Origin of the sequence: Clostridium sp. BSD2780061688st1 H5 (genome assembly GCF_005845155.1) — a bacterium.
Taxonomy (GTDB): Bacteria; Bacillota; Clostridia; order Lachnospirales; family Lachnospiraceae; genus Claveliimonas; species Claveliimonas intestinigallinarum.
Window position 1 is genome coordinate 196,819 of sequence record NZ_SPGT01000002.1, and the last position, 24,415, is coordinate 221,233.

The following is a 24,415-nucleotide window of genomic DNA, read 5'->3' on the forward strand; positions in this document are numbered from 1 at the left end:
ATTCCTGACCGGGATATGGGAGGCGGACACAGAAGAATAAAACAGAAGGATAAAAGGAGGGTTGAACGTGCAGAGCGTGATCAGAGTCAGAAATCTGTATAAGCTGTACCACCTGGGAGAGGAGACGGTGAGGGCCCTGGATGGCGTGGATTTTGAGATCCAGAAGGGTGAGTTCTGCGCCATCGTAGGAACATCCGGATCCGGGAAATCCACACTCCTGAATATGCTGGCGGGGCTTGAGAAGCCTACCAAGGGGGAGGTGGTCATCAGCGGGTGCCACCTGGAGAGGATGAACGAAGAGCAGCTTGTCAGCTTCCGCAGGCGCCGCGTGGGCTTTATCTTTCAGGCCTACCAGCTCATCGCGTCCATGGACGCGGAGGAAAATGTGGCGCTCCCCTTAAGCTTCCGGGGGATGAAGAAAAGCGAGAGAACGCTGAGGGCCCGGCGGATGCTGGATAGGGTCATGCTGGGGAAGTACAGAAAGCACTTTCCCAATCAGATGTCAGGAGGCCAGCAGCAGAGGGTAGGCGTGGCCCGGGCTCTTGTGTCTGACCCGGAGATCATCTTCGCGGACGAGCCCACGGGCAATCTGGACTCCCGCACATCCAGGGAGATCATGTCCCTGATGCAGAAGGTGGTAAGGGAGCAGGGATGCACCCTGGTGATGGTGACCCACGACCCCCAGCTCGCGTCCTGGGCAGACAGGATCATCAAAGTCATTGACGGGAAGATCGTGAGTATTGAAGTAAAGAAAAAGGAGAGTACAGAAGATGAAGAAATGGTTTAAGAGGATCACAGCGGGAGCTGTGGCGGCAGTTGTGTTTGGAATGGCGCTGATGCCCCAGGGAGAGGCCAGGGCGGCATCCGCCAGGATACAGGTATCTGTTCCGGAGAACAAAGTCACTACATACAGGCAGGGAGAGACGAAGAGCTTTGTCCTGGAGCTGAAGAACAGCGGAACGGAGGAGCTGAAGAATGTAAAGGCAGTCCCGAGGCTGGAGGGAGAGGAAGGACAGTGGCCCTTTGCGACAGAATACCAGAGCTATGAGGCGGAGAAGGAAAGCATGGCGCCCGGGGAGACGTGGCAGGCGTCCTTCGGGTTTACGGCCAGACCGGACGCCGCCCCGGGACGGTACAGGGTGGTTTTTGACGTGTCCGCTGTGGGAGACGGACAGGAGGACATCGGCGGCAGCAGCTCCTTCTATGTAAATGTGGCCGCACAGGAGAGCGGAAAGACGCCGGACAGCTCCCAGCCTCAGGGAAGCGCCGGGGAGAGCTGGCAGGGATCCGGAGGGGAACAGGACGGATCCGGGGGATGGATGCCGGCGGCCGCAGTGGCGCAGGCTGATGACGGGTCCATGCCGGCCCTGGCGGGAGGCTTTGAGAACGGTCCTGTGACAGGCGGCGGACAGTCTGCGTCAGGCACAGTGCCCAGGGTGATCGTCACCGGATTTGACACAGACCCGGGAGAGGTGAAGGCGGGAACGGATTTCAAGCTGACGATCCACCTGAAGAACACGTCCAAATCCTCCAGGGTGAGCAACATTCTCTTTGAGCTTGCAGCCCCCACGGAGGGGAGGGACGAGCAGACAACGGCCCCCGCCTTTCTGCCGGCATCAGGCGCCAGCTCCCTCTATCTGGACCAGATCGGGGCAGGAGGCACCGCGGATATTTCCATACAGCTGAACGCCAAGGCGGATCTGGTGCAGAAGCCCTACAGCATCAATCTTGCCATGAAATATGAGGACCAGAACGCGTCTCAGATCGAGGCTCAGTCCAGCATCTCCATCCCGGTCAGGCAGGAGGCAAGGTTCGAGTTCAGTGATTTTGAGGTGACGCCGGCTGTCATCAGTCCCGGCGAAGAGTCCAACGTGTCCTGCAGCCTCTACAATCTGGGGAGAGTGAAGCTCTACAATGTAAAGGCTGTGTTTGAGGGAAAGGGCATCAAGAAGGAAGAGCTCTTTGTGGGCAGTGTGGAGCCGGGGGCGAGCGCTGCTATAGACGCCATGCTGGAGGGCGAGAAGGAGACCAAGGGGCCGGAGAAGGTGAAGATGACCCTGACCTATGAGGATGAGGCGGGAAAGGTCTCTAAGGCGGAGAAGGAGCTGCAGCTGGAGGTGGCGGCGGCTGTGGAGACTGTAGAGTGGAACCAGACAGATATGGAAGCGGCCCGCCCGTTTCCCGTTCTGCCCGCGGCGGCAGCGGTGCTGGCGGTCGCGGCTGGGACAGCTGCAGCGCTGGTGTGGAGAAGAAAGAAAAGGGCAGCGGAAGAGGAGGTGCAGTATGAGCTGGATGGACCTTCTGAGGATGAGTAGCAGCAGTCTGCTGAAGAGAAAGCTGCGAACCTTCCTGACTGTGCTGGGAGTCATCATCGGCACCACCTCCATTGTGGTCATGTTCTCTCTCGGGCTGGGGATGCAGAGAGCCATGTACAGGCAGATCGAGAAGACAGGGGGGCTAAACACCATCACCGTCACCGGAAGGGAGGCGGGAGAGAGAGCTCCTGCCAGCTCCGGCGGAAAGACAGGGCAGGAGCAGAAGCAGGTGACAGATCAGCTCGTAACCCAGCTGGCCGGAATGGAGCACGTGCAGAGCGTGCAGCCTGTCTACACTGTGTCGGCTGTCCTCCTGAAAGGCGGCTATGAGGCGATGGTCCAGCTCACCGGCATGACGCCGGAGGGACTGGAGGGCAGGAACATAAAGCTGGCCCCCGGCGGGCGTCTTCCGCAGACCGGGGCGGGAAAGCTGGAGCTTGTCTATGGGAACGGCGTCCTCACCTCATTTACGGACAGCAGGGGCGGCAGCTTCTACGATGGATCCGGGGGACAGCCGGATATCGATCTGGCCCGTGATACTCTGTTTCTTGTGCTGGACGAGAGCGGCTACAGCCGGAGCCGGGAAGGTGGTATGTCCCCGGCCGGCCTCTCCGGAGAGAACGGAGGAGGCGAGGGAGCGCAGGTGTCGGTTCAGGGGAGCGGCTCCGGACAGAGCGGCGCCGGCGCGGACAGTGGCGTAGGAGCGGGGAGCCCAGTGCGCAAGTACGCGGTGCAGGCCAGTGGCGTGGTAGAGGGCAGCCTGGAGGATTACGGCGAGCATTTCTCCAGCGTATACTGTGATCTGGACACGCTGAAGCAAATGCTGAAAAAGGAATTCGCGGGCCGCCCTCTGCCGGGGCAGCCGGTCACAAAGTCAGGAAAGCCCTACAGGGAATTCTGCTACACCCAGGCCCTTGTGCGGGTGGACGACATCCACCAGGCGGACAGCGTGGCGGCCGCCATCCGGCAGATGGGATACAACGCAGAGACGAACGCCGAGTTCATGAAGAGCATGAAAAGCCAGCTGGCCATCATCCAGGCGGTGCTGGGAGGCATTGGCGCAGTGTCTCTCCTGGTGGCGGCCATCGGTATCGCCAACACTATGATGATGTCGATTTACGAGAGGACAAAGGAGATCGGCGTCATCAAGGTGTTGGGCTGCAGCCTGAAAAATATCCGCCAGATGTTTCTCCTGGAGGCGGCCTTCATCGGACTGATGGGAGGCGCGGCGGGATGCGTGCTGAGCTTTGCCGTGTCCGCTGTCATCAATGCCCTGACGGCGGCAAAGAACGTCATGGGGGCGGACGGAGGGATCTCCTTCATTCCCCCCTGGCTGGTTCTGGCGGCAGTGGGATTTTCCATGCTGGTGGGGATGGGAGCAGGCTATGCCCCGGCCCTGCGGGCCATGAAGCTGAGCCCGCTGGCGGCCATACAGAACGGGTGAGATAAAAAAGACAAAAAGAAGACTGGCCCCTTGGGGATCAGTCTTCTTCTATTACCTGGATTTCCAGATAGTCAAACTCAATGGAGTCCACAAAATTGTCCTGATAAAACCTTGTCTTGCTGTGTCTCTTGAACTCGGCGATGGTGGAGTCCAGCCAGATCGGCTTGCTGAGGTCAAAGGCATAGCATATCTCATCCAGCGCGCGGAAAATTTTGTGAGTGCGGGTGTCCTCTCTGTCATCGCAGATTACCGTATCCTGCACCATCCGGCCCCCTTTAAACTCTTTTGCCCATAAACGAAACATGTGCTCCATCCTTTCTGAGGTATTTGTCTAACCATTATAGCACCGGGGCGGGACAAAAGGAAGAGGCAGCCGCTTCCGGCTGCCTCAGAAAAAAGGAAATAAGAGAAAAAAGGTAAATCTATCTAAATATAACTTAATGTCTTTAGGCGAAGCTGGCGAAAATCCAAGAACCAATATCTATGTACTCCCGTCAACTTCATTTCTTTGATGGTTCTTAGTATATAGGGGAAATATGTCCAATCTGTGACAGTCATCTAAAGAAAAAATGAAGATATGATTATTAAGTTCTAAAATTTCTGAAGAAAATCTAAAACAGGAATATCCGGACAAGGCACTTGCAAATTTATCCGGGATAGTGTATCTATTAAAGAAAGAGGAAAGAGGTGTACAGAGCATGAAAAAGCTTTTGATCGTGGTAGATATGCAGAAGGATTTTGTGGACGGGAGCCTGGGGACAAAGGAGGCGCAGGCCATCGTTCCCCTGGTGAGGGACCGCATCCTTCAGGCTGTGGAGGCGGGCTGGGAGGTTCTCTTTACCCGGGATACCCACCCGGCGGACTATCTTCAGACCCAGGAGGGCAGGAAGCTCCCGGTGGAGCATTGCATCCGGGGCACGGAGGGCTGGGAGATCGTCGGCGAGCTGAGAGAATTTGCCGGGCGCGTGATAGACAAGCCCTCCTTCGGGAGCCTGGAGCTGATGGGGTATGTGGCAAAGGGAGGCTACGATGAGGTGGAGCTGACAGGGCTGTGCACGGACATCTGCGTGGTGTCCAACGCCCTTCTCATCAAGGCGGCTGCCCCGGAGCTGCCAGTGAAGGTGAGAAGCTCCTGCTGCGCGGGCGTCACCCCTGCCAGCCACGAGGCGGCCCTCCAGACCATGGCCATGTGCCAGGTGGAGATCCTGTCTTGACTTCCCGGGCGATAGATTTTAAAATAGCTTACAGAGTGCCTTGAGGAGGAAAACAGTAAGGGAATACAGAAGAACTGTCAAGGGGGTATAGAAATGAAAGGTACCGGACTGATACACATCTATTACGGAGACGGAAAAGGGAAGACCACGGCGGCCATGGGGCAGGCGATCCGGGCAGCGGGCAGCGGGCTGAAGGTCCTTGTCTTCCAGTTTATGAAAAATAATACTTCAAATGAGCGGAAGATCCTGGAGCAGATCCCCAATGTGACCTGCCTGCCGGGAAAACGGCATGTGAAGTTCTACAACCAGATGAACAGGGAGGAGAAGGCAGAGTACAGGCATTACAACACAAAGGCACTGGACGAGATCGCCAAATTCTGCATCAATTTTGACGTCCTTGTTCTGGATGAGGCGGTCTGCGCGGCGGACTTAGGGCTCCTGAGCGAGGAGAAGCTGATCCATTTCCTGCAGCACAAGCCCAGAGGGCTGGAGGTGGTCATGACAGGCCACCACGTGTCAGACGAGCTGATGCAGCTTGCCAATTACGCCACAGAGATGCGGAAGGTGAAGCATCCCTACGATGAGGGCAGGAGCGCCAGGGCGGGGATAGAGTTTTAAACTTTGTCCCTGCCCGGAGCGAATATAATTACTTTCTTAAATAAGTGTGAAGTCTATGACATTGTTTCCGGATTGTGATATACTATTATGTAAGCAGTCTGCCATAGGGATAAAAGAAATATACATACGGCCCGTGGCATAGTAAGGAGTACAGATAGCAGCTATGGAAACACCAATCAAGATTTACGAGGATGTAGACAGCTGGAAGACGATCATGTTCCTCTATTCTTCGGCGTTGAAGGAGGTAGGGACGAAGCTGGAGATCCTCAATGATGAATTCCAGCATGTCCATCAGTACAATCCCATCGAACACATCAAGACGAGGATCAAGACGGCAGAGAGCATTGTCAAGAAGCTGAAGAGGTACGGCTACGAGACATCCATTGAGAATATGGTAAAGTACGTCAATGACATCGCCGGGGTGCGGCTGATCTGCTCATTTACGTCAGATATCTACAAGCTGGCTGAGATGATCGGCAATCAGAGCGACCTGAAGGTGCTGTCCATCAAGGACTACATCAAAAATCCAAAGCCCAGCGGGTACAAGAGCTACCACATGCTGGTGTCCGTACCTATCTTCCTCTCAGACAGTGTGGTGGACACAAAGGTGGAGATCCAGATCCGGACCATCGCGATGGATTTCTGGGCCAGTCTTGAGCATAAGATCTATTATAAATTCGAGGGAAATGCGCCGGAATATATCAGCCGTGACCTCCGCGAATGTGCGGAGATGGTATCTACACTGGACGAGAAAATGCTCTCGCTCAACGAGGCGATACAGGCGTGTCTGGAAGAACAGCAGTCAGGGACTTAAGCAGGAGGCTTAAGTCCCTTTTGCTCTAAAGGAAGAAAAGGGAACTACAAAGACACAGGAATGAGAAAAAATACGGGGGTAGGAGAAATGAACGGTAAGTTGGATGCGAGAAAAAAAGAACTGATCACCCAGGGGGTCTACGCGGTGGGAGGCAGCTTTCTGTTTGCCTTTGGCGTCAATGTGCTGATCACTCCGCTGGGCCTGTACAACGGCGGTTTTATGGGTATTGCCCAGCTGCTTAGGACCTTCATCGTCCAGGGGCTGCACGTGCCGGTGCCGGCGGGGGTGGATCTTTCGGGCTTTATCTACTTTATTATGAACATACCGCTTTTTTACATGGGCTACCGGGTTCTGGGGCGGGGCTTTGCCGTAAAGACGCTGATCACGGTCGGCATACAGAGTGTGTTCCTCACCATTGTCCCCATACCTGCCGCCCCGCTTGTGGACGACTACCTGACATCCTGCATCATCGGCGGCATCGTGGCGGGCACCGGGACAGGGCTTGTGCTCCGGGGCAGGAGCTCCGGCGGCGGGCAGGATATCATCGGCCTGTGCTGTACGAAGAAGTATCCTGGCTTCAGCGTGGGCAGGATCAATATCCTGATGAACATCTTTGTGTACGCCATCTGTCTTTTCATGTTCAACATAGAGATCGTCATCTACTCGCTGATCTACACTACGATCCTGTCTGTGGCCATCGACCATGTCCACATCCAGAACATCAATATGAGCGTCATGATCTTTACGAAGAAGACAGGCATTTCCCGGGCCATCATGGAGCAGCTGGGCCGGGGCGTCACCAACTGGGACGGAGAGGGGGCCTACACCAACAAGACCTCCTACATCCTGTTCGTCATGATCTCCAAGTATGAGATGGGGCAGATCAAGCAGATCGTGCACAGCATTGACCCCAATGCGTTTATGATATTTACAGAGGGATGTGCGGTGGATGGAAACTTCGAGAAGAGACTCTGATACGCTGGATCTGACAGTGGGCAGCGTGCGAAAAAGGGAATTCCTGTAAAATAGCTGAAAATGTGTAATATGCGGAAAAATTGGATATCCTTTCCATATGGGGACACCGGGTGTGCCCTGTGTGGGAAGGGTATTTTTTTGACAGTATAATTTCTACAAGGCTTTCAAAATTTTACGTAGATTTAACATTTGGCTGATTTCAGATTTAACATTGCTCTTATAAGATAGCTACTGTCAAGAAAATACATAGAAAATTTCGCAGGAAACAAAAGGAGATTAAAAACCATGAAAATGAAAAAGTTTATGGCAGTACTGGCAGTAGCAGGAATGATGACAGGCATGCTCGCAGGATGCGGCAGCAGCTCTTCTGACGACACATCCTCAGACAGCGGCAGCGCAGACGCGGCAAGCGAGTGGGATGCCTCCAATGATATCACCATCGTATCCCGTGAGGAGGGATCAGGTACAAGAGGAGCTTTTGTGGAGCTCTTTGGAATCGAGGAGGAAGTAGATGGCGAGAAGGTCGACATGACAACAGCAGACGCCCAGATCACAAACAACACCTCCGTTATGATGACAACCGTAGCTGAGAACGAATATGCCATCGGATATATCTCTCTTGGCTCTCTCGACGACAGCGTGAAGGCTCTTTCTATTGACGGGGCAGAGGCCACAGCAGAGAACATTGAGAACGGATCCTACAAGGTATCCAGACCCTTTAACGTGGCGGTGAAGCCGGACAGCACAAACGAGGTTGCCAAAGACTTCATGAGCTTCATCATGAGCACAGAGGGACAGCAGGTTGTATCTGACGAGGGCTACATCCCGGTAGCTGACGTGGAGGCATATGCGGGAACATCACCGGCAGGCGACTGCGTGGTAGGCGGATCTTCTTCTGTATCTCCTCTGATGGAGAAGCTGATCGAGGCCTACAAGGAAGTGAACCCGAACGCAAACATTGAGCTTCAGACATCTGACTCCACAACAGGTATGACATCCACTATCGAGGGAAGCTACGACATCGGTATGGCATCCAGAGAGCTGAAGGACGACGAGGCCGCTGAGCTTGAGCCCACAGTGATCGCTACAGACGGTATCGCGGTGATCGTAAACAACGACAATCCGACAGATGAGATGACATCTGATCAGGTAAAGGCTATCTACACAGGTGAAGTGTACTCCTGGGATGAGATCGCTGAGTAATCCTACAAGTGAGATAAGAGGAAAATGTAAAAAATGAAATCAAAAGCATGGACTGAAAAATTCATGCAGGGAGTGTTCTTAGTTGCCGCCTGCGCTTCGGTGCTGGCGGTAGCACTCATTTGTATCTTTCTTTTTGCAAATGGTATCCCTGCAATTGGTGAAATTGGCTTTGTAAAATTTATTACGGGAGATATCTGGCGTCCCAACAACAACCTGTACGGTATCTTCCCGATGATCATCGGCAGTCTCTATGTGACAGCAGGCGCCATCATCTTCGGTGTGCCCATCGGAATTCTCACCTCTGTCTTCATGGCTATGTACTGTCCGAAGCAGATCTATAAACCGCTGAAGGCAGCCACAGAGCTGCTGGCAGGTATTCCCTCCGTTGTGTACGGCTTCTTCGGCCTGGTAGTCGTGGTGCCGCTGATCCGCGAGTTCGGACGGACATTAAAGAGCCTGGGACTGGTGGACCGGGCGGGCGACGGAAACAGTATCCTGACTACCTCCCTGATCCTTGGCATGATGATCCTCCCGACCATCATCGGAACAACGGAGAGCGCCATGAGGGCGGTTCCGAGCCACTACTATGAAGGCTCTCTTGCCCTGGGAGCGACAAAAGAAAGAAGCATCTTCCGGGTCATCATCCCGGCCGCGAAATCAGGCGTGATCGCGGGCATTGTCCTGGGAATCGGCCGCGCCATCGGCGAGACCATGGCAGTCATCATGATCGTGGGCAACCAGCCCCGTCTGACAGCCAGCATCCTCCAGGGGATCCGTACTCTGACAGGAAACATCGTCCTGGAGATGGGCTATGCCACAGGCCTGCACAGGGAGGCGCTGATCGCCACAGGCGTTGTGCTCTTTGTTTTCATCCTGATTATCAACTTCAGCGTGGCATTACTTAAGAGGGGGGCGGATCATGAGTAATAAAGTGACATTAAAGGATAAGCTGGGCACCTATCTGAAGCATCCGGGATCCTTCGTGGTATTCCTTCTCGTTATGCTGGCGGCGATCATTACCTTTGCGGTGCTGATCTTCCTCATCATTTACATCCTTGTAAACGGCGTGCCCCACATTACCCCTTCCCTGTTCTCGCTACACTATTCGTCCGAGAACGCGTCGGTGGTGCCGGCTCTGATCAACACAGTGATCATGACGCTGCTCTCCCTGATCATTGCCATCCCCTTCGGGATCTTTTCCGCTATCTTCCTTGTGGAGTACGCGGGAAAGGGCAATAAGTTCGTGGAGGTCATCCGTCTGACGACAGAGACGCTTTCCGGTATTCCCTCTATCGTGTACGGCCTGTTCGGTATGCTCTTCTTCGTAAATACGCTGGGATGGGGCTTCTCCCTTCTGGCCGGCGCGTTTACCCTGTCCATCATGATCCTTCCGCTGATCATGAGGACCACAGAGGAGGCCCTAAAGGCGGTTCCGGACTCCTACAGGGAGGGAAGCTTTGGGCTGGGCGCGGGGAAGCTGCGGACCGTGTTCCGCATTGTGCTCCCGTCAGCCGTTCCCGGCATCCTGGCAGGTATCATCCTGGCCATCGGACGTATCGTAGGCGAGACGGCGGCCTTGATCTACACCGCCGGAACAGTGGCCCAGGTGCCAACCAGTGTGTTCGGATCCGGACGTACACTGGCTGTGCATATGTACAACCTGTCCAGTGAGGGTCTCTACATGGATCAGGCGTACGCGACAGCGGTCATCCTGCTTGTCCTCGTGGTAGGCATCAACGCGCTCTCGAGCGTGATCGCAAGAAAACTGACTAAAGCATAGGAAAGGTAAAGGAAATGTCGAAGATAAGTATTAAGAACCTTGATCTGTACTACGGTGACTTCAAGGCTCTGAAAAATGTAAATCTTGAAATAGAAGCCAATAAGATTACCGCTTTTATCGGACCTTCCGGATGCGGAAAATCTACCCTGTTAAAATCCATCAACCGCATGAATGATCTGGTGGAGGGCTGCCGGATCGAGGGAAGCATCGAGCTGGATGGACAGAATATCTTCAAGGGGATGGATGTCAACCTTCTGAGAAAGCGTGTGGGAATGGTGTTTCAGAAGCCCAATCCCTTCCCCATGAGCATTTACGACAACATCGCCTACGGTCCCAGGACCCACGGCATCCACTCCAAGTCAAAGCTGGACGACATTGTGGAGAAATCCCTGCGCAACGCGGCTATCTGGGACGAGTGCAAGGACCGCCTGAAGACAAGCGCCCTTGGCATGTCCGGCGGACAGCAGCAGAGGCTGTGCATCGCCAGAGCCCTGGCTGTGGAGCCGGAGGTGCTCCTCATGGATGAGCCCACATCCGCCCTGGATCCCATCTCCACATCCAAGATCGAGGACCTTGCGATGGAGCTGAAAAAGGACTATACTATTGTCATGGTTACACACAACATGCAGCAGGCTGTGCGTGTGTCTGACAACACGGCGTTCTTCCTTCTGGGAGAGGTAATTGAGTACAATGACACAGAGAAGCTGTTCTCCATTCCTTCAGACAAGAGAACAGAGGATTATATCACAGGGAGGTTTGGTTAGAATATGCGTAATAAATTTGATATGCAGCTTGAGCTGCTCAACGAACAGCTGACACGTATGGGAGAGCTCTGCGAACTGGCCATCAACCGGGTGACAAAGGCTCTCGTGGACGGAAACCTGGATCAGGCGAAGAAGGTCATGTCGGCCGATGAGGAGATCGATCAGATGGAGAAGGACATCGAGCGACTCTGCCTGAAGCTTCTCCTCCAGCAGCAGCCGGTGGCAAAGGATCTGCGCCAGATCTCCGCCGCCCTGAAAATGATCACGGACATGGAGCGCATCGGCGACCAGACGGCCGACATCGCTGAGATCATCATCTCTGCCGGCATGTCCGAGGCGGGAGATGTGAAAAAGATCGAGGAGATGTCCTCAGGTGTTGCCAGGATGGTGAACGACAGCGTGACTGCCTATGTGGAGCGGGATCTGGAGCTGGCAAGAAAGGTCATGGAGGCGGACGACAACATTGACAAGCTCTTTGATGAGATCCGCGCCAGCATTATCAAGCTGATCGCAGAGGGAAATAAAGGAGAGCAGGGCGTGGATCTTGTCATGATCTCCAAGTACCTGGAGCGTATCGGCGACCATGCCACCAACATTGCCGAGTGGGTGGAGTTCTCCATCACAGGCGTCCACAAGGGTGCCCAGGCAGTCGAGGCATAATATATAAACAAGGGAGAAAACTGATGATTTTTTGTGTGGAGGATGACAACAACATCCGGGAACTGGTTGTATATACATTGGAGACAACAGGATTTAAGGCCCGTGGATTTGAGGACGGGAGCAGTTTTCTTGAGGCTCTGGCGCTGGATACGCCAGAGCTTATTCTTCTTGATATCATGCTCCCGGGGGAGGACGGCATCTCCCTGCTCAAACAGCTCAAGGCCTCGGTGAAGACGCAGGATATCCCGGTGATCATGATGACCGCCAAGGGGACGGAGTACGACAAGGTCATGGGGCTGGATCTGGGAGCGGACGACTATGTGACAAAGCCCTTCGGCATGATGGAGCTGATCTCCCGGATCAAGGCAGTGCTGCGAAGGAGCAAGAAGAATGCTGTGAAGATCGACGACAAGATTGCCCTGGGCCGCATTGTCATGGATGTAAAAAAACATGAGGTGCAGGCGGACGGACAGGTAGTCACCCTGACCCTAAAGGAGTTTGAGCTTTTAAAGCGGATGATGAAAAACCCGGATATCGTGCTGACAAGGGATCAGCTCCTGGAGGATATCTGGGGATACGATTTTGACGGTGAGACAAGGACGGTGGATGTCCACGTCCGTACCTTAAGACAGAAACTTGGAAGTGCGGGAGAACAGATCCAGACTGTACGGGGCGTCGGCTACCGCATGAGCGAATAGGAGATTTTATGAGACGAAAAATACAGCGAAGCATGATCCTTGTCATATCGGTGACGCTTCTCATCTCCCTGCTCCTCCTCACATTTGTGGTCTACAGGCAGAGCGTGGGGATGATGGAGGATGAGGCAGAGCAGGAAGCAGGCTATGTCTGCGCGGCTATAGAGACCTCAGGGGCCGAATATTTCGATAGGATGGACCGGCTGCCGGAGGGAACCCGGCTGACATGGATAGGCGAAGACGGCGATGTCCTCTACGACTCCGCAGAGGGGCAGGCGGGCATGGAGAACCATGCAGACCGGCCGGAAGTGAAAAAGGCATTTCGAAGCGGGGAAGGACAGGATATCCGCAGATCCGACACGCTGGACCGGGAGATGTTCTACTATGCGAGGCGCCTCTCCGACGGGTCAGTGCTGCGCGTCTCAAAGACTATATCCAGCGCTCTTGGCTCCGCTATGAAGATCCTGCCTGGAATGGTGGCCATAGCGGTGCTGATGATGGCCTTTGCCTGGCTTCTGTCCAAGTGGCAGGTGGCAAGGCTGATTGAGCCTGTCAACAGGCTGGATCTGGAACATCCCCTGGAAAATGATGTGTATGAGGAATTGACTCCATTGTTAGAAAGTATGGACAAGCAAAATAAGGAAAAAGAAGCAATTGCAAATATGAGAAAGGAGTTTTCGGCAAATGTTTCTCATGAGCTGAAAACGCCGCTCACGTCCATTTCCGGATATGCGGAGATCATGATGAACGGGCTCGTCAGGCCCGAGGATGTGCGCGGATTTTCCGAGAGGATCTACAATGAGGCCAGCCGCCTTATCGTGCTCATTGAGGATATCATCCGGCTCTCCAAGCTGGATGAAGGCGGCGGTGAGGTCGAGAAGGAAGAGGTTGATCTCTATGCCCTCACAAGAGAGGTGTGCTCGCGTCTGGCCCACAAGGCGGAGAAGCACAGTGTACATGTGGAGGTGTCCGGGGAGCCGGTCAGCATCGTGGGTATACGCCAGGTTCTCAACGAGATGATCTACAATATCTGTGAGAACGCGATCAAGTACAATAAACCCGGCGGAAAGGTGGACGTCTGGGTGGGGAGCACTCTGAAGGGAGTGAAGGTGATCGTCACTGACACTGGTATAGGCATACCGGAGGACCAGCAGGAACGGATATTCGAGCGCTTCTACAGGGTGGACAAGAGCCACTCCAAGGAGACCGGAGGCACGGGACTGGGGCTTTCCATTGTCAAGCACGGAGCTATTCTCCACAATGCCTCCATCCATGTGGACAGCAGCCTGGGAAAGGGTACCAGGATGGAGCTTACATTCTGAACAGCCGGAAAAGTACGAGGGACAGGGAAAGGCCTGTCCCTTTTTGTGTAAATTGCCGCTATGCTGCGAAAAATACGTCAAAAATTCAGCATACACAGAAGGATAAGTATGGTATAATAACCACAGCGTGGTTATTATACCTGCGCATAGAGCGGTTTCTGCGGAACCGCAGAAATCCGCCGCGCATCTGCCAGAGGTCCATGGCCGCCGTGCGGCCATGGTATAATAACCACAGCGTGGTTATTATACCTGCGCATAGAGCGGTTTCTGCGGAACCGCAGAAATCCGCCGCGCATCTGCCAGAGGTCCATGGCCGCCGTGCGGCCATGGTATAATAACCACAGCGTGGTTATTATACCTGCGCATAGAGCGGTTTCTGCGGAACCGCAGAAATCCGCTGCGCATCTGCCAGAGGTCCATGGCGCCGTGCGGCCATGGTATAATAAAGTGGCAAAAAAACGGATAGATAAACAGGAGGTTTAGTATATGCAGATCACAAGAAAGGTAACAAACGACATTACATGGGTTGGCTGCAATGACAGAAGACTGGCTCTCTTTGAGAACCTGTTTCCCATTCCCCGCGGAGTCTCCTACAATTCTTATCTCATCCAGGATGAGAAGACTGTCCTGATGGATACAGTTGACAGCAGCGCATCCCAGCAGTTCCTTGAGAATGTGGCCTATGCCCTGAAGGGGCGAGACCTCGATTACCTTATCGTGCAGCACATGGAGCCGGACCACTGCGGGACGATCGTGGAGGTCATGAGGACCTATCCCCGGGCAAAGGTGGTGGGCAGTGTCAAGGCACTCCAGATGATCGGCCAGTTTTACGATGTCAGCGGTTTCGACGCTGAAGAGCGGATGATGGCTGTAAAGGAGGGCGATACATTGGCCACAGGGGAGCACACCCTCCATTTTCTCATGGCGCCCATGGTACACTGGCCGGAGGTCATGGTTACCTATGACGAGAAGGACAAGGCCCTCTTTTCGGCGGATGCCTTTGGCACCTTCGGTGCGCTGAACGGAAAGCTTTTCAGCGATGAGGTGGACTTTGAGGGGGAGTGGCTGCCGGATGCCAGGAGATATTACGCAAATATCGTGGGCAAATATGGTGTCCAGGTGCAGGCTCTCCTGAAGAAGGCGGCAGCTGTGGATATCCAGATGATCTGCCCCCTTCACGGACCGGTGTGGAGGAGCGGTCTGTCCTGGTTCATGGACAAGTATGACAAGTGGAGCCGGTATGAGCCGGAGGACAGGGCTGTGGTCATCATCTACGGCTCCATCTATGGCAATACAGAGAACGCGGCGGACGCGCTTGCCTCCCGCCTGACAGAAAAGGGCGTGAAGGACGTGAAGATGTACGATGTGTCCCAGACCCATGTGTCTGAGCTCATTGCGGAGATCTTCCGGTGCAGCCATTTGGTACTGGCCTGCTCCACCTACAACGGGGGCATCTACCCGCCTATGGCAGACCTGCTGGAGGACATGAAGGCCCTCTCTGTGCAGAACAAGACAGTGGCCCTCATGGAAAACGGAACCTGGGCGGCAGCCTCCGGGCGCCTGATCACAGCAAAGCTGGAGGAGATGAAGAATATCACTCTCCTGGACACAAAGATTTCCATCAGGTCCGCTCTCCAGAACGGCAGGGAGACAGAGCTGGACGCCTTTGCGCAGCAGATCGTGGAGGCCATGCAGGATGGAGAGTAAAGTGGTGGTGGTCAGCATCATTGTCAGGGACGAGGAGGCCGCTGCGGCGGTGAATGACCTGCTCCACGAGTACAGACAGTACATCGTGGGCAGGATGGGCATTCCCTACCGCCAGAGAAATGTGTCCATTATCAGCGTGGTGATGGATGCGCCGGGGGATGTGACCAGCGCCCTCTCGGGCAAGCTCGGCATGCAGCCGGGAGTGTCGGCAAAGACGCTGACAGCGAAGGTGTAAATCAAAGTTGTTTTCCAATGGCGGGAGCTTTTCAGGCGCCCCGGAGCGGTCTCCGGGGATGGCTGGCGGGCTTCCGCTTTTTCGTCTTCAGCGGCGCTTTTTGCCGAGGCTGGTTTTCATGGGCAGCGCGCTTCTAAAACAGGCAGTTACGGCCGTATATATGAAACGAGAAGGTCTGCGGCAGGAGGCAGAGGCGTGCTATGAGATTTTCGAAAATGCAGGGCACGGGAAATGACTATATCTATGTAAATTGTCTGGAGGAGACGGTCAATGAGCCGGATATCCTTGCCAGGCGACTGAGCGACCGGCATTTTGGGGTGGGGGCGGACGGCCTCATTCTGATCCGCCCTTCCAGAAGAGCGGATTTTGCTATGGAGATGTACAATGCGGATGGCTCCCGGGGAGAGATGTGCGGGAACGGGATCCGCTGTCTGGGGAAATACGTCTACGACAGAGGGCTGACAGATAAGAGAGAGCTGGACATCCAGACCGGGGCAGGCACCCGGCATCTGAGGCTGTTTGCGGAGGAGGAGGTTCCGGCAGGCGGGGAGATCCGCATGGTGGAGGTGAATATGGGGAAGCCGGTGCTGGAGGCGGACCAGGTGCCTGCCATCTCGGAGCACACCTGCATGATACGCGAGCCTGTGCGGGTTGGCGGCGTGGAGTACCCGATGACCGCCATCTCCATGGGAAATCCCCACGCGGTCATTTTTACAGGCCATGTGAGAGGGCTGGATCTGCAGCGTTTGGGTCCGCCCATAGAATATCACGGCCGCTTTCCCAGGCGGGTGAATGTGGAGTTTGCCCAGGTGGAGGATCGGGGGACTGTCAGGGTGCGGGTGTGGGAGAGGGGGAGCGGTGAGACCCTGTCCTGCGGCACCGGCGCCTGCGCGGTTCTTGCGGCAGGCGTATTAAATGACTTGACAGACCGCCAGGTTACGGTAAAATTAATAGGAGGAGACCTGTTGGCACAGTGGCGGGAGGATACCGGCGAAATTCTGCTGACAGGGCCCGCTGTCCACGTGTTTGACGGCGAGGTATAAAACATAGTAAAAGATAAGGAGAATACAAGAGATGTTCAAAGTAAATGAAGATTATCTGAAACTGCCCGGCAGCTATCTTTTCTCTACTATCGGGAAAAAAGTGGCGGCCTACCAGGAGGCAAATCCTGAGAAATCCATCATCCGCCTTGGTATCGGCGATGTGACCCAGCCTCTGGCTCCGGCCATCATCGACGCCCTCCACAGCGCGGTGGATGAGATGGCTCACGCAGAGACGTTCCACGGCTACGCGCCGGATCTTGGATATGAGTTCCTGCGCAGCGCCATGGCAAAAAATGACTATCAGGACAAGGGCTGCGATATAAGGGCAGACGAGATTTTTATCTCAGACGGAGCAAAGTGTGACTCCGGAAATATCCAGGAGATTTTTGCAAAGGACAACAAGATCGCTGTGTGCGATCCCGTGTATCCGGTGTATGTGGACACCAACGTCATGGCAGGCCGAACAGGCACCTACGATCCGAAGACGGAGACATGGAGTGATGTGATCTACATGCCCTGCACAAAGGAGACAAATTTCGCGCCGGAGCTTCCGAAGGAGACACCGGACATCATTTATCTGTGCTTCCCCAACAACCCTACAGGCTCCACCATCACAAAGGCACAGCTCCAGGAGTGGGTGGACTATGCCAATAAGGTGGGCGCTGTCATTATCTACGACGCGGCCTACGAGGCATATATCTCCGAGGAGGATGTTCCCCACACCATCTATGAGTGTGAGGGGGCAAGGACCTGCGCCATCGAGCTGCGCAGCTTCTCCAAAAACGCGGGATTTACCGGCGTGCGTCTGGGCGCCACCATCGTGCCCAAGGACATCAAGTCCGGTGATGTGATGCTCCACTCCCTTTGGGCAAGACGACACGGCACAAAGTACAACGGCGCGCCCTACATCGTGCAGAAGGCGGGCGAGGCAGTCTACTCAGAGGCAGGCAAGGCCCAGCTGAAGGGGCAGGTGGCATACTACATGAACAACGCCAAGGTTATCTATCAGGGGCTGAAGGACGCAGGCTACAATGTATCAGGCGGCGTCAACGCTCCCTACATCTGGCTGGAGACCCCCTCCGGAATGACCTCCTGGCAGTTCTTCGACTACCTTCTGGAGAATGCCGGCGTGGTGGGCACCCCCGGTTCAGGCTTCGGCCCCAGCGGGGAAGGATATTTCCGGCTGACAGCCTTCGGCTCCTACGAGAATACAGTGGCAGCGATCGAGAGAATAAAGAAGATGTAATTTAATTTGAGACGTAATACTTTTTAAAAGTATTACGTCTCAAATTAATGGTACTGGTGGGGAATTGTGTAAATTGTAACCTGGAAGGACACACTTTCGCAATGGTTTTGCTGGGATAAAGGGGAAAAGCCTGCCGATAGTGGCCCAATAGTTTGCTTTTTTCATCTCGTCCTCGATTTCGGCTTCATCCATCGGTTTTTTGTCCGCAATGGCTTCCGCGATCAGATCCTCCACATCTTGGGGAACGGAGGGGCGATATACTCCAACGCTGATATTCAGAAACCCATAAGAATACCCGTCTTCGCTATCGTCAATCTCTCCCTGATTTTCTTTGCTGAGTACATTGTACAAGGTATCTGCTGGGGTCCGGAAGGCAGAGACGCCATAGATGACCGGCTGCAGCTTCCCGTCAAATCCTCCTAAAAACTCAATGAATTCTATGCTTCCGTCATCGTCAAAATCAAATCGCAATTCGTTGTTAAAATAGAACAGGGAATGATTCCGTGTACTATAAGGTTCTCCAAACAGGTTTTTCACATCTTTTTGCGAAGAGGCCAACGCAATTTTTGCATCACTAAATTCCATACCCACTAAGGGGATGAGCTTTATTTTTTCCATAATTTCCACCTCGCCTAAATGCTCGAATATTTTTGATCATTTATCTTTTGCTTAGCAGTTGCTGTTCACAGTATAATTCTGTTTTTAGAACTGTGCAATAAAAAAGATATGCAGCTTTTTTGTCTCTGCATACCTTTGAAAGCGGATGTATGGCGGTTGTATTCACAGAATTGAAAATGAAAAGGCAACCGGTTTTCTGATTTTAGAAAAAAGAAAATCCCTCGTAAAAACGAGGGATAGATCGGAGTGACAGGATTTGAACCTGCGACCTCTACGTCCCGAACGTAGCGCTCTACCAAGCTGAGCCACACTCCGTTAATGTTGACCGAAACTTCCTTTTACAGAAGTTCCGGTGCCCCTGCCAAGGAACTACGGATAGAGGACTCGAACCTCTACTAACAGAGTCAGAGTCTGCTGTGCTGCCATTACACCAATCCGCATTACTAAGCTTCTGTGTTCGTTTTGTTCAGCGAACAAATATTATTATAGCAGGCTTTTCCAAAAATGCAAGCACTTTTTTAAATTTTTTTTCTTTCTTTTGAGGATGCAAATCTGTTGACTTAAATATTGCCTGAAATTGGATGAGGAGTCCTATGTCTCTGTCGAAGACGAGAGTATACTGGGGACTGTGATACCATAGAAGAACGTTTTAATCCGGATCGAACAATCTTATCGCTTGAATTTGCGGAAAAGCAGACAAGGAAAGCAAGCGAAGAAAATAGAAATGAGAGAGGAGAGACCAATTTCGGCCTCTCCTTTTTCGGCTTCTGCCAACGACAGATCACTCCGGCGGTCTCAGATCAGCGCAGCGCCGCATACTGTTTCATGACAGCGGGAATGTCGATCCTCTGGGGACACCTCTTCGCGCAGGCACCGCACTGGAGACAGGCCATGGGGCCTTTGATCTGCGTCAGATGGAACAGCTTCCACGGCTCCCCGCCGACAGTGAGCTCATTGTAGCCCTGGATCAGAGCCGGGATATCCAGATCAGCCGGGCAGACGGGGCAGCAGTAGCGGCAGGAGGAGCAGGGGACGCCAAAGGAATCCCGGAAAGCATTTACCGCCCTGTCCAGCGCTGTGTGCTCCGCTGGGGAGAGAGTGTTGCCCTCCCGGAATACCTCTGCATTTGCGTGAACCTCCTGGGGAGAGGACATGCCGCTGAGAACGCACTGCACATTGTCCAGCCCCATCAGATAGCGGAAGGACCAGGAGGGAATTGACTGCTCCGGGGCGGCGGCCCGCAGGATGTCCTCCGCCTCCTGGCTTAAGTGTACAAGGCGGCCGCCCTTCAGGGGCTCCATGACCCAGACCGGAATGTTGTGTTCAGTCAGGATCTCGTATTGACGTCTGCCGTCCAGCATTGTCCAGTCCAGGTAATTGAGCTGGATCAGAGCCATGTCAAAGCCAGGATACCACTGAAGAAATTTTTCCAGCCCCTCCGGCGCCGCATGGGAGGAAAAGCCGAGATAGCGGATGCGGCCGGCTTCCTTCTGCCTGAGCAGATAGCCGATATAATCCCGCGCCGGATCCGTATAGTCGTCGAGAAACTGTTCCTGCACGCTGTGCAGCATGTAAAAGTCAAAATACTCTGTCTGGCAGCGGGCAAGCTGTTCCTCAAAGACATGATCCAGATCAGTCCGGGCTCCCACATAAAACTTGGAGGACAGATAGTAGCTGTCTCGGGGATAGCGGGACAATGCCTCTCCGAGAAATGTCTCGGAGTCAGTCTTGTGGTAGGTAAAGGCAGTGTCAAAAAAGTTGATCCCTTCAGTGAAAGCCTGATCGATCACCTCCATTGCCTTTGCGCGGTCAATGGAGGAGGTGTTCCCGGACACGGTGGGGAGCCGCAGACTTCCCAGACCCAGTGCGGAAATCCTGTTTCCCCGGAATTCTTTGTAATACATAATAAGGCAGCTCCTTTCCTATGACAGCGGGCTCTTCAAAAAATTCAGCGATCCCGCCGGATTTTCCGTCCCCTTCTCCAGCAGCAGGATGAGGGCGTCGATGGTCCGCTCGATGTCCTCCTTTGAGGAGGGGACGAGGGAGTTGTCGAACTTGACCGCCAGGACGATCAACACGATCTCCGCCAGGGCGTCGGGATCGCTGAAGTGGATATCACCGCTCTCCACGCCCTGCCGGATGATCTCCGCCAGGACGGGCTTCAGCTCTGTGATGATGTGATTGACGTACTTCTGGCGGAGGAAGATTTTCTCCTGGGTGTCGGAGCCCGCCCGCTCCTCAGACTTGAGGAACTCGGATGAGGAGCTTCGGCAGGCCTGGAAGATCATGGCCATCCTTGTGAATGGGGAGATCTCCGTCCTGTCTGCCAGGTCCTTGGCGGTCTGGAGAGGCTTCTCGTAATTCCGCTCCACCAGGGCGTCCAGGATAGCGTCCTTGGAGGGAAAGTAGTAGTAGATGCTCCCCTTTCCGATGCCCGCGGTCTGGGCGATGTCGCTGACAGAGATAGTCTGCATGTTCCGATTTTCCAAAAGCTCCTGGAGAGCGTCCAGAATTCTGTTGTACTTCAGCTGATTTGGCATATGTGTCACCTTTCCTTGCGGTCTTTCCTGCTGGTATGCGCTGTATCCGCTTATATAAATTCATTCTACTTATACAATACAAGTCCAATATACCACAGACCGGGGATTTCGGCCAACTGTAAAAGCGCACAAAAAACAGAAAAAACCCGGCTGTATTTTTAGGGGAACGATAGTTGACCGGCGGCCGAAAAGGTGTTAATCTAACAGAGAAAAGGACATGACCGTTGGTCGAAAAAACCAGAAAACGGTCGAGAAGGAGGATGCTATGACCTACGCAGATATGTTTTCAAAGGTAAAGGGCATGCTGATGGACGCGGATGTCAGCGATATCCACGAGCATCTGGCATACCAGTTCAACATCACCGGAGAGGCGGAAGGGATTTTTTACGCTGAGGTGAAGGACGGACAGCTGTTTGTGGAGCCCTACGAGTATTTTGACCGGGACGCCATGTTTACCTGCTCCGCGGAGACCCTGTTCAAGATCGCGGACGGGAAGACAGATCCCATTCTTGCGGTGACGCTGGGGAAACTGAAGGTGGAAGGCAATATCGATAAAGCATTAAAACTGAAGGATTTGATCAACAGCAAAAAGAAAAGCAGGTGAGAAGGATGGGTAAATTGCTGAAGGGGGCAGCCCTGCTCCTGGGAGCCGCAGCGGCGGCGGAAGCAGGCGGGACGGCCTATTTTTACAGAAGGACCATGAAGAGGTACAACGCAAAGGTAGAGCGGACCATGAAGATGTCCGGTGTGGACTGGGAGAGCCATTTTCCCATTATGCATGAGCGCCATGACTGGATGATGGGGCAGCCTCACGAGGATGTGTGGATCAGGTCAAAGGACGGTCTGAAGCTGCACGGTACATATTTCCCGGGAGACGGGGGGACAAAGGCTGTCATCTGTTTCCACGGCTACACCAGCAGAGGGCTGAACGACTACGGGAGCCTTTCTTATTATTACCTGAACCACGGCTTCCGGATGCTCCTGATCGATGAGAGGGCTCACGGCGACAGCGAGGGCACCTACATCGGCTTTGGCACTATGGACCGGCTGGATGGACTGGAGTGGGTCAAATGGATGATCGAAAAGATCGGCGATGACGCCCAGATCCTGCTCCACGGCAATTCCATGGGAGGCGCCACTGTCTGCATGATGGGCGGCATGGAGCTCCCGGAGCAGGTGAAGGGGATTGTGTCCGACTGCGCTTTCACATCCGCCAAGGACGTGTTTACCCATGTGCTCCACAGCATGTACCACCTGCCGGCATTTCCCATGATCCAGATCGCGGATAGGGTGAATCGAAAAAACGCGGGCTACGGCCTGGATGACTGCAATGCGGCCAGGGAAGTGAGAAAGGCGAAGGTGCCCTTCCTCTTCATACACGGCGAAGACGACATTTTCGTGCCCTGCTGGATGTGCGAGGAGATCTACAAAAACTGCGCGTCGCCCAAGACAAAGCTGATCGTCAAGGGCGCGGGCCACGGAGAGAGCTACTATAAAGATACCAAGGCGTACGAGGAAGCCCTGGATGTATTTATCGGAGGAATAATGAAATGATGAGAACAAGAAAAGGTCACAAAGTGTATCCGCTGACTGTAGCCCAGAAATTCCACATGTACTATGCGCCCCACTGTCCCAGCATGGCGGTGCTGAATATCGGGACAAGCCTGACTATCGAAGTGGAGCTTGACTGGGATCAGCTGAAAAAGTCCATCAACGAGGCCTACGCAAGGAGCGAGGCCATGCGTGTCCGCTTTGCCAGGGATAAAGAGGGGATCTGGTACCAGTATGTGACAGACCCGGAGGAGATGGATATCGAGTTCGCGGATTTCTCCGGCGGGACTGTGGAGGAGGCGGAGGCCCAGATGCAGAAGTGGACTACCGTGCCCTTTAAGATGTTTGACTCTCCCCTGACAAGGATCGTCATGATCAAGATGCCGGACGGATTTAACGGCGTGTACTTCCTGGGAAATCACATGATCGTGGACGCCCAGTCCCTCATCTGCTTCCTGAAGGACATCATCGAGCTGTACTGCAACGCCAAGTACGAGGGTGTTCCCTACCCCAAGGATATGGCCTCTTACATTGAACAGATCGAGCGGGATTTCGCCTACGAGGCGGGCAGCAAGGCACAGCAAAGAGACATCGACTATTTCCAGAAGGAGATCGAAAAGTCCGAGCCCATCTACAATGATCTCCACGGCACGGCCAAGCTGGAGTCCATGCGGGAGATGTTTAAAAATCCTAAGTTGCGATCCGCCTTCTGCGTCACAGACGACACCACCTCTGCCCTGGATATCTTCCACCTGGAGGCAGAGCCCACAAAGAGGCTGATGGATTTCTGCGAGAAATATCACGTGTCCCTGGCATGCCTGCTTCTCATGGGGCTTCGCACCTACTACCAGAAAATGAACGGATTTGAGGATGTGTCCCTGACCACCACCATCGCCAGGAGGGCCACCCTGAAGGAGAAGAAGTCTGGCGGCACCAGGATCCACTCCTTCCCCTTCCGGACTATTTTCCCGGAGGATATGAAATTCATCGACGGCGCCTACGCCATCCGGGACAAGCAGAACGAGTACTTCCGCCACGCGAATTACGACCCCACAGCCTACTTTGCCTACCGGGCCAAGACCTATCCGCAGCCTCAGCCGGGACTGGGATACGAGCCCATCTCTCTGACCTACCAGCCGCTGACCCTGAAGGAGAAGGGACTGGATCAGCTGGGAGACATCCGGTACAAGACAAAATGGTATCCCAACGGCATCTGTCCCCAGGGCATGTACCTGACCGTCATGCACCGGCCGGAGGACAACGGGCTGGACTTCAACTTTGAGCACCAGATCAAGGCAGTGTCAAGGGAGGAGCTGGAGTACCTGTATTACTATCTGTGCCGGATCATGTTCAAGGGGGCGGAGAACCCGGATCTGACCATCGGCGAGATCATCAAATTAGTTTAGTGTAGAAAAAGGAGAAAGTACCATGTTTGAGAAATTAGTTGATATCATCTGTAACTATGTGGAGGTGGAGCCGGAAAACATCCATCCGGAGTCACGCTTTATGGAGGATCTTGGCTTTACATCCTTTGACTTCATGAGCATGCTGGGCGAGATCGAGGATGAGTTCGATGTGGAAGTGGAGCAGACAGAGGCCGCAAACATCCGCACTGTGCAGGAGGCTGTGGACTATCTGGAAAAGCTGACTGCTGAAAATTAATCTGAAAGC

26 protein-coding genes and 2 tRNA genes are annotated in these 24,415 nt (G+C 54.0%); 22 read left to right on the top strand and 6 right to left on the bottom strand.

From position 1 onward, the window contains the following. The first annotated feature begins 67 nt into the window (after positions 1–67). Genes FGQ86_RS02415 through FGQ86_RS02425 form a run of 3 tightly spaced genes read left to right on the top strand, consistent with a single transcriptional unit; the run spans position 68 to position 3,759 of the window. Entirely contained in the window at positions 68–787 is a 720-nt protein-coding gene (locus tag FGQ86_RS02415; RefSeq protein WP_138302867.1) for an ABC transporter ATP-binding protein, read from the top strand. Further along, positions 771–2,315 carry an NEW3 domain-containing protein gene (locus tag FGQ86_RS02420; protein ID WP_138302868.1) on the top strand — a complete coding sequence of 515 codons (1,545 nt, stop codon included), beginning with the start codon at positions 771–773 and terminating at the stop codon, positions 2,313–2,315. Before FGQ86_RS02415 ends, FGQ86_RS02420 begins: the two co-directional genes overlap by 17 nt. Next, positions 2,284–3,759, top strand: a complete 1,476-nt coding sequence (locus FGQ86_RS02425) for an ABC transporter permease (protein WP_138302869.1) — start codon at positions 2,284–2,286, stop codon at positions 3,757–3,759. The genes FGQ86_RS02420 and FGQ86_RS02425 overlap by 32 nt, the downstream gene beginning before the upstream one ends. 37 nt (positions 3,760–3,796) lie before the next feature. Here the strand turns inward: FGQ86_RS02425 and FGQ86_RS02430 are convergent, their stop codons facing one another. Further along, positions 3,797–4,063, bottom strand: coding sequence for a hypothetical protein (locus tag FGQ86_RS02430; RefSeq protein ID WP_033125689.1), 267 nt, complete (start codon positions 4,061–4,063; stop codon positions 3,797–3,799). Between the two features lie 394 nt (positions 4,064–4,457). Between FGQ86_RS02430 and FGQ86_RS02435 the strand changes: the two genes are divergently transcribed. From FGQ86_RS02435 to FGQ86_RS02505, 15 genes are all read left to right on the top strand, one after another. Then, positions 4,458–4,973: an isochorismatase family cysteine hydrolase gene (locus tag FGQ86_RS02435; protein ID WP_033125690.1), complete on the top strand. Its 516-nt coding sequence runs from the start codon at positions 4,458–4,460 to the stop codon at positions 4,971–4,973. A 93-nt stretch (positions 4,974–5,066) separates the two neighbouring features. Beyond that, positions 5,067–5,591 carry a cob(I)yrinic acid a,c-diamide adenosyltransferase gene (locus FGQ86_RS02440; protein WP_033125691.1) on the top strand — a complete coding sequence of 175 codons (525 nt, stop codon included), beginning with the start codon at positions 5,067–5,069 and terminating at the stop codon, positions 5,589–5,591. 163 nt (positions 5,592–5,754) lie between these two features. After that, a complete protein-coding gene (locus tag FGQ86_RS02445; protein WP_033125692.1) occupies positions 5,755–6,405 on the top strand; it encodes a GTP pyrophosphokinase family protein in 651 nt (216 codons plus the stop codon). An 87-nt stretch (positions 6,406–6,492) separates the two neighbouring features. Continuing rightward, positions 6,493–7,380, top strand: a complete 888-nt coding sequence (locus FGQ86_RS02450; protein WP_033125724.1) for a YitT family protein — start codon at positions 6,493–6,495, stop codon at positions 7,378–7,380. Between the two features lie 285 nt (positions 7,381–7,665). Continuing rightward, positions 7,666–8,583, top strand: coding sequence for a substrate-binding domain-containing protein (locus FGQ86_RS02455; protein ID WP_138302870.1), 918 nt, complete (start codon positions 7,666–7,668; stop codon positions 8,581–8,583). A gap of 33 nt (positions 8,584–8,616) precedes the next feature. Continuing rightward, the gene (gene pstC / locus FGQ86_RS02460) at positions 8,617–9,510 is read left to right on the top strand and encodes a phosphate ABC transporter permease subunit PstC (RefSeq protein ID WP_138302871.1); all 894 of its coding nucleotides are present in this window, start codon (positions 8,617–8,619) and stop codon (positions 9,508–9,510) included. Then, positions 9,503–10,363 (top strand): phosphate ABC transporter permease PstA, encoded by an 861-nt coding sequence (gene pstA / locus FGQ86_RS02465; protein WP_138302872.1) that lies wholly within the window; start codon positions 9,503–9,505, stop codon positions 10,361–10,363. The genes pstC and pstA overlap by 8 nt, the downstream gene beginning before the upstream one ends. A gap of 14 nt (positions 10,364–10,377) precedes the next feature. Next, positions 10,378–11,127 carry a phosphate ABC transporter ATP-binding protein PstB gene (pstB, locus tag FGQ86_RS02470; protein ID WP_138302873.1) on the top strand — a complete coding sequence of 250 codons (750 nt, stop codon included), beginning with the start codon at positions 10,378–10,380 and terminating at the stop codon, positions 11,125–11,127. A gap of 3 nt (positions 11,128–11,130) precedes the next feature. After that, positions 11,131–11,787: a phosphate signaling complex protein PhoU gene (gene phoU, locus FGQ86_RS02475; protein ID WP_138302874.1), complete on the top strand. Its 657-nt coding sequence runs from the start codon at positions 11,131–11,133 to the stop codon at positions 11,785–11,787. Between the two features lie 23 nt (positions 11,788–11,810). Next, positions 11,811–12,485: a response regulator transcription factor gene (locus FGQ86_RS02480; RefSeq protein WP_033125698.1), complete on the top strand. Its 675-nt coding sequence runs from the start codon at positions 11,811–11,813 to the stop codon at positions 12,483–12,485. An 8-nt stretch (positions 12,486–12,493) separates the two neighbouring features. Then, positions 12,494–13,804 (top strand): ATP-binding protein, encoded by a 1,311-nt coding sequence (locus tag FGQ86_RS02485; protein ID WP_138302875.1) that lies wholly within the window; start codon positions 12,494–12,496, stop codon positions 13,802–13,804. A 486-nt stretch (positions 13,805–14,290) separates the two neighbouring features. Then, entirely contained in the window at positions 14,291–15,511 is a 1,221-nt protein-coding gene (locus FGQ86_RS02490; protein ID WP_138302876.1) for an FprA family A-type flavoprotein, read from the top strand. Then, complete coding sequence (locus tag FGQ86_RS02495) at positions 15,501–15,746, top strand: TM1266 family iron-only hydrogenase system putative regulator (protein ID WP_138302877.1); 246 nt, start codon at positions 15,501–15,503, stop codon at positions 15,744–15,746. The genes FGQ86_RS02490 and FGQ86_RS02495 overlap by 11 nt, the downstream gene beginning before the upstream one ends. Positions 15,747–15,946: 200 nt before the next feature. Continuing rightward, on the top strand, positions 15,947–16,789 hold the full coding sequence (gene dapF / locus FGQ86_RS02500; RefSeq protein WP_033125702.1) for a diaminopimelate epimerase: 843 nt from the start codon (positions 15,947–15,949) through the stop codon (positions 16,787–16,789). A gap of 31 nt (positions 16,790–16,820) precedes the next feature. Beyond that, complete coding sequence (locus tag FGQ86_RS02505) at positions 16,821–18,035, top strand: LL-diaminopimelate aminotransferase (RefSeq protein WP_138302878.1); 1,215 nt, start codon at positions 16,821–16,823, stop codon at positions 18,033–18,035. A 39-nt stretch (positions 18,036–18,074) separates the two neighbouring features. Here FGQ86_RS02505 and FGQ86_RS02510 read toward each other — a convergent pair whose 3' ends face one another. The 5 genes from FGQ86_RS02510 to FGQ86_RS02530 all read right to left on the bottom strand — a co-directional run bounded on the left by FGQ86_RS02510 (position 18,075) and on the right by FGQ86_RS02530 (position 21,193). After that, positions 18,075–18,653 carry a hypothetical protein gene (locus FGQ86_RS02510; protein ID WP_191493329.1) on the bottom strand — a complete coding sequence of 193 codons (579 nt, stop codon included), beginning with the start codon at positions 18,651–18,653 and terminating at the stop codon, positions 18,075–18,077. Positions 18,654–18,894: 241 nt separating this feature from the next. Then, a tRNA-Pro gene (locus FGQ86_RS02515) sits at positions 18,895–18,968 on the bottom strand. A 54-nt stretch (positions 18,969–19,022) separates the two neighbouring features. Next, positions 19,023–19,093: transfer RNA gene (locus tag FGQ86_RS02520), tRNA-Gln, on the bottom strand. Between the two features lie 360 nt (positions 19,094–19,453). Next, positions 19,454–20,557 (bottom strand): aldo/keto reductase, encoded by a 1,104-nt coding sequence (locus tag FGQ86_RS02525; protein ID WP_138302879.1) that lies wholly within the window; start codon positions 20,555–20,557, stop codon positions 19,454–19,456. A gap of 18 nt (positions 20,558–20,575) precedes the next feature. Continuing rightward, positions 20,576–21,193, bottom strand: a complete 618-nt coding sequence (locus FGQ86_RS02530) for a TetR/AcrR family transcriptional regulator (RefSeq protein ID WP_033126292.1) — start codon at positions 21,191–21,193, stop codon at positions 20,576–20,578. 265 nt (positions 21,194–21,458) lie between these two features. Between FGQ86_RS02530 and FGQ86_RS02535 the strand changes: the two genes are divergently transcribed. Genes FGQ86_RS02535 through FGQ86_RS02550 form a run of 4 tightly spaced genes read left to right on the top strand, consistent with a single transcriptional unit; the run spans position 21,459 to position 24,406 of the window. After that, the gene (locus tag FGQ86_RS02535; RefSeq protein ID WP_033126293.1) at positions 21,459–21,797 is read left to right on the top strand and encodes an SCP2 sterol-binding domain-containing protein; all 339 of its coding nucleotides are present in this window, start codon (positions 21,459–21,461) and stop codon (positions 21,795–21,797) included. Positions 21,798–21,802: 5 nt separating this feature from the next. Next, on the top strand, positions 21,803–22,747 hold the full coding sequence (locus FGQ86_RS02540) for an alpha/beta hydrolase (protein WP_138302880.1): 945 nt from the start codon (positions 21,803–21,805) through the stop codon (positions 22,745–22,747). Next, complete coding sequence (locus tag FGQ86_RS02545) at positions 22,744–24,150, top strand: condensation domain-containing protein (protein ID WP_347562468.1); 1,407 nt, start codon at positions 22,744–22,746, stop codon at positions 24,148–24,150. The genes FGQ86_RS02540 and FGQ86_RS02545 overlap by 4 nt, the downstream gene beginning before the upstream one ends. A 22-nt stretch (positions 24,151–24,172) precedes the next feature. Continuing rightward, positions 24,173–24,406 carry an acyl carrier protein gene (locus FGQ86_RS02550; RefSeq protein ID WP_033126295.1) on the top strand — a complete coding sequence of 78 codons (234 nt, stop codon included), beginning with the start codon at positions 24,173–24,175 and terminating at the stop codon, positions 24,404–24,406. The last annotated feature ends 9 nt before the right edge of the window (positions 24,407–24,415 follow it).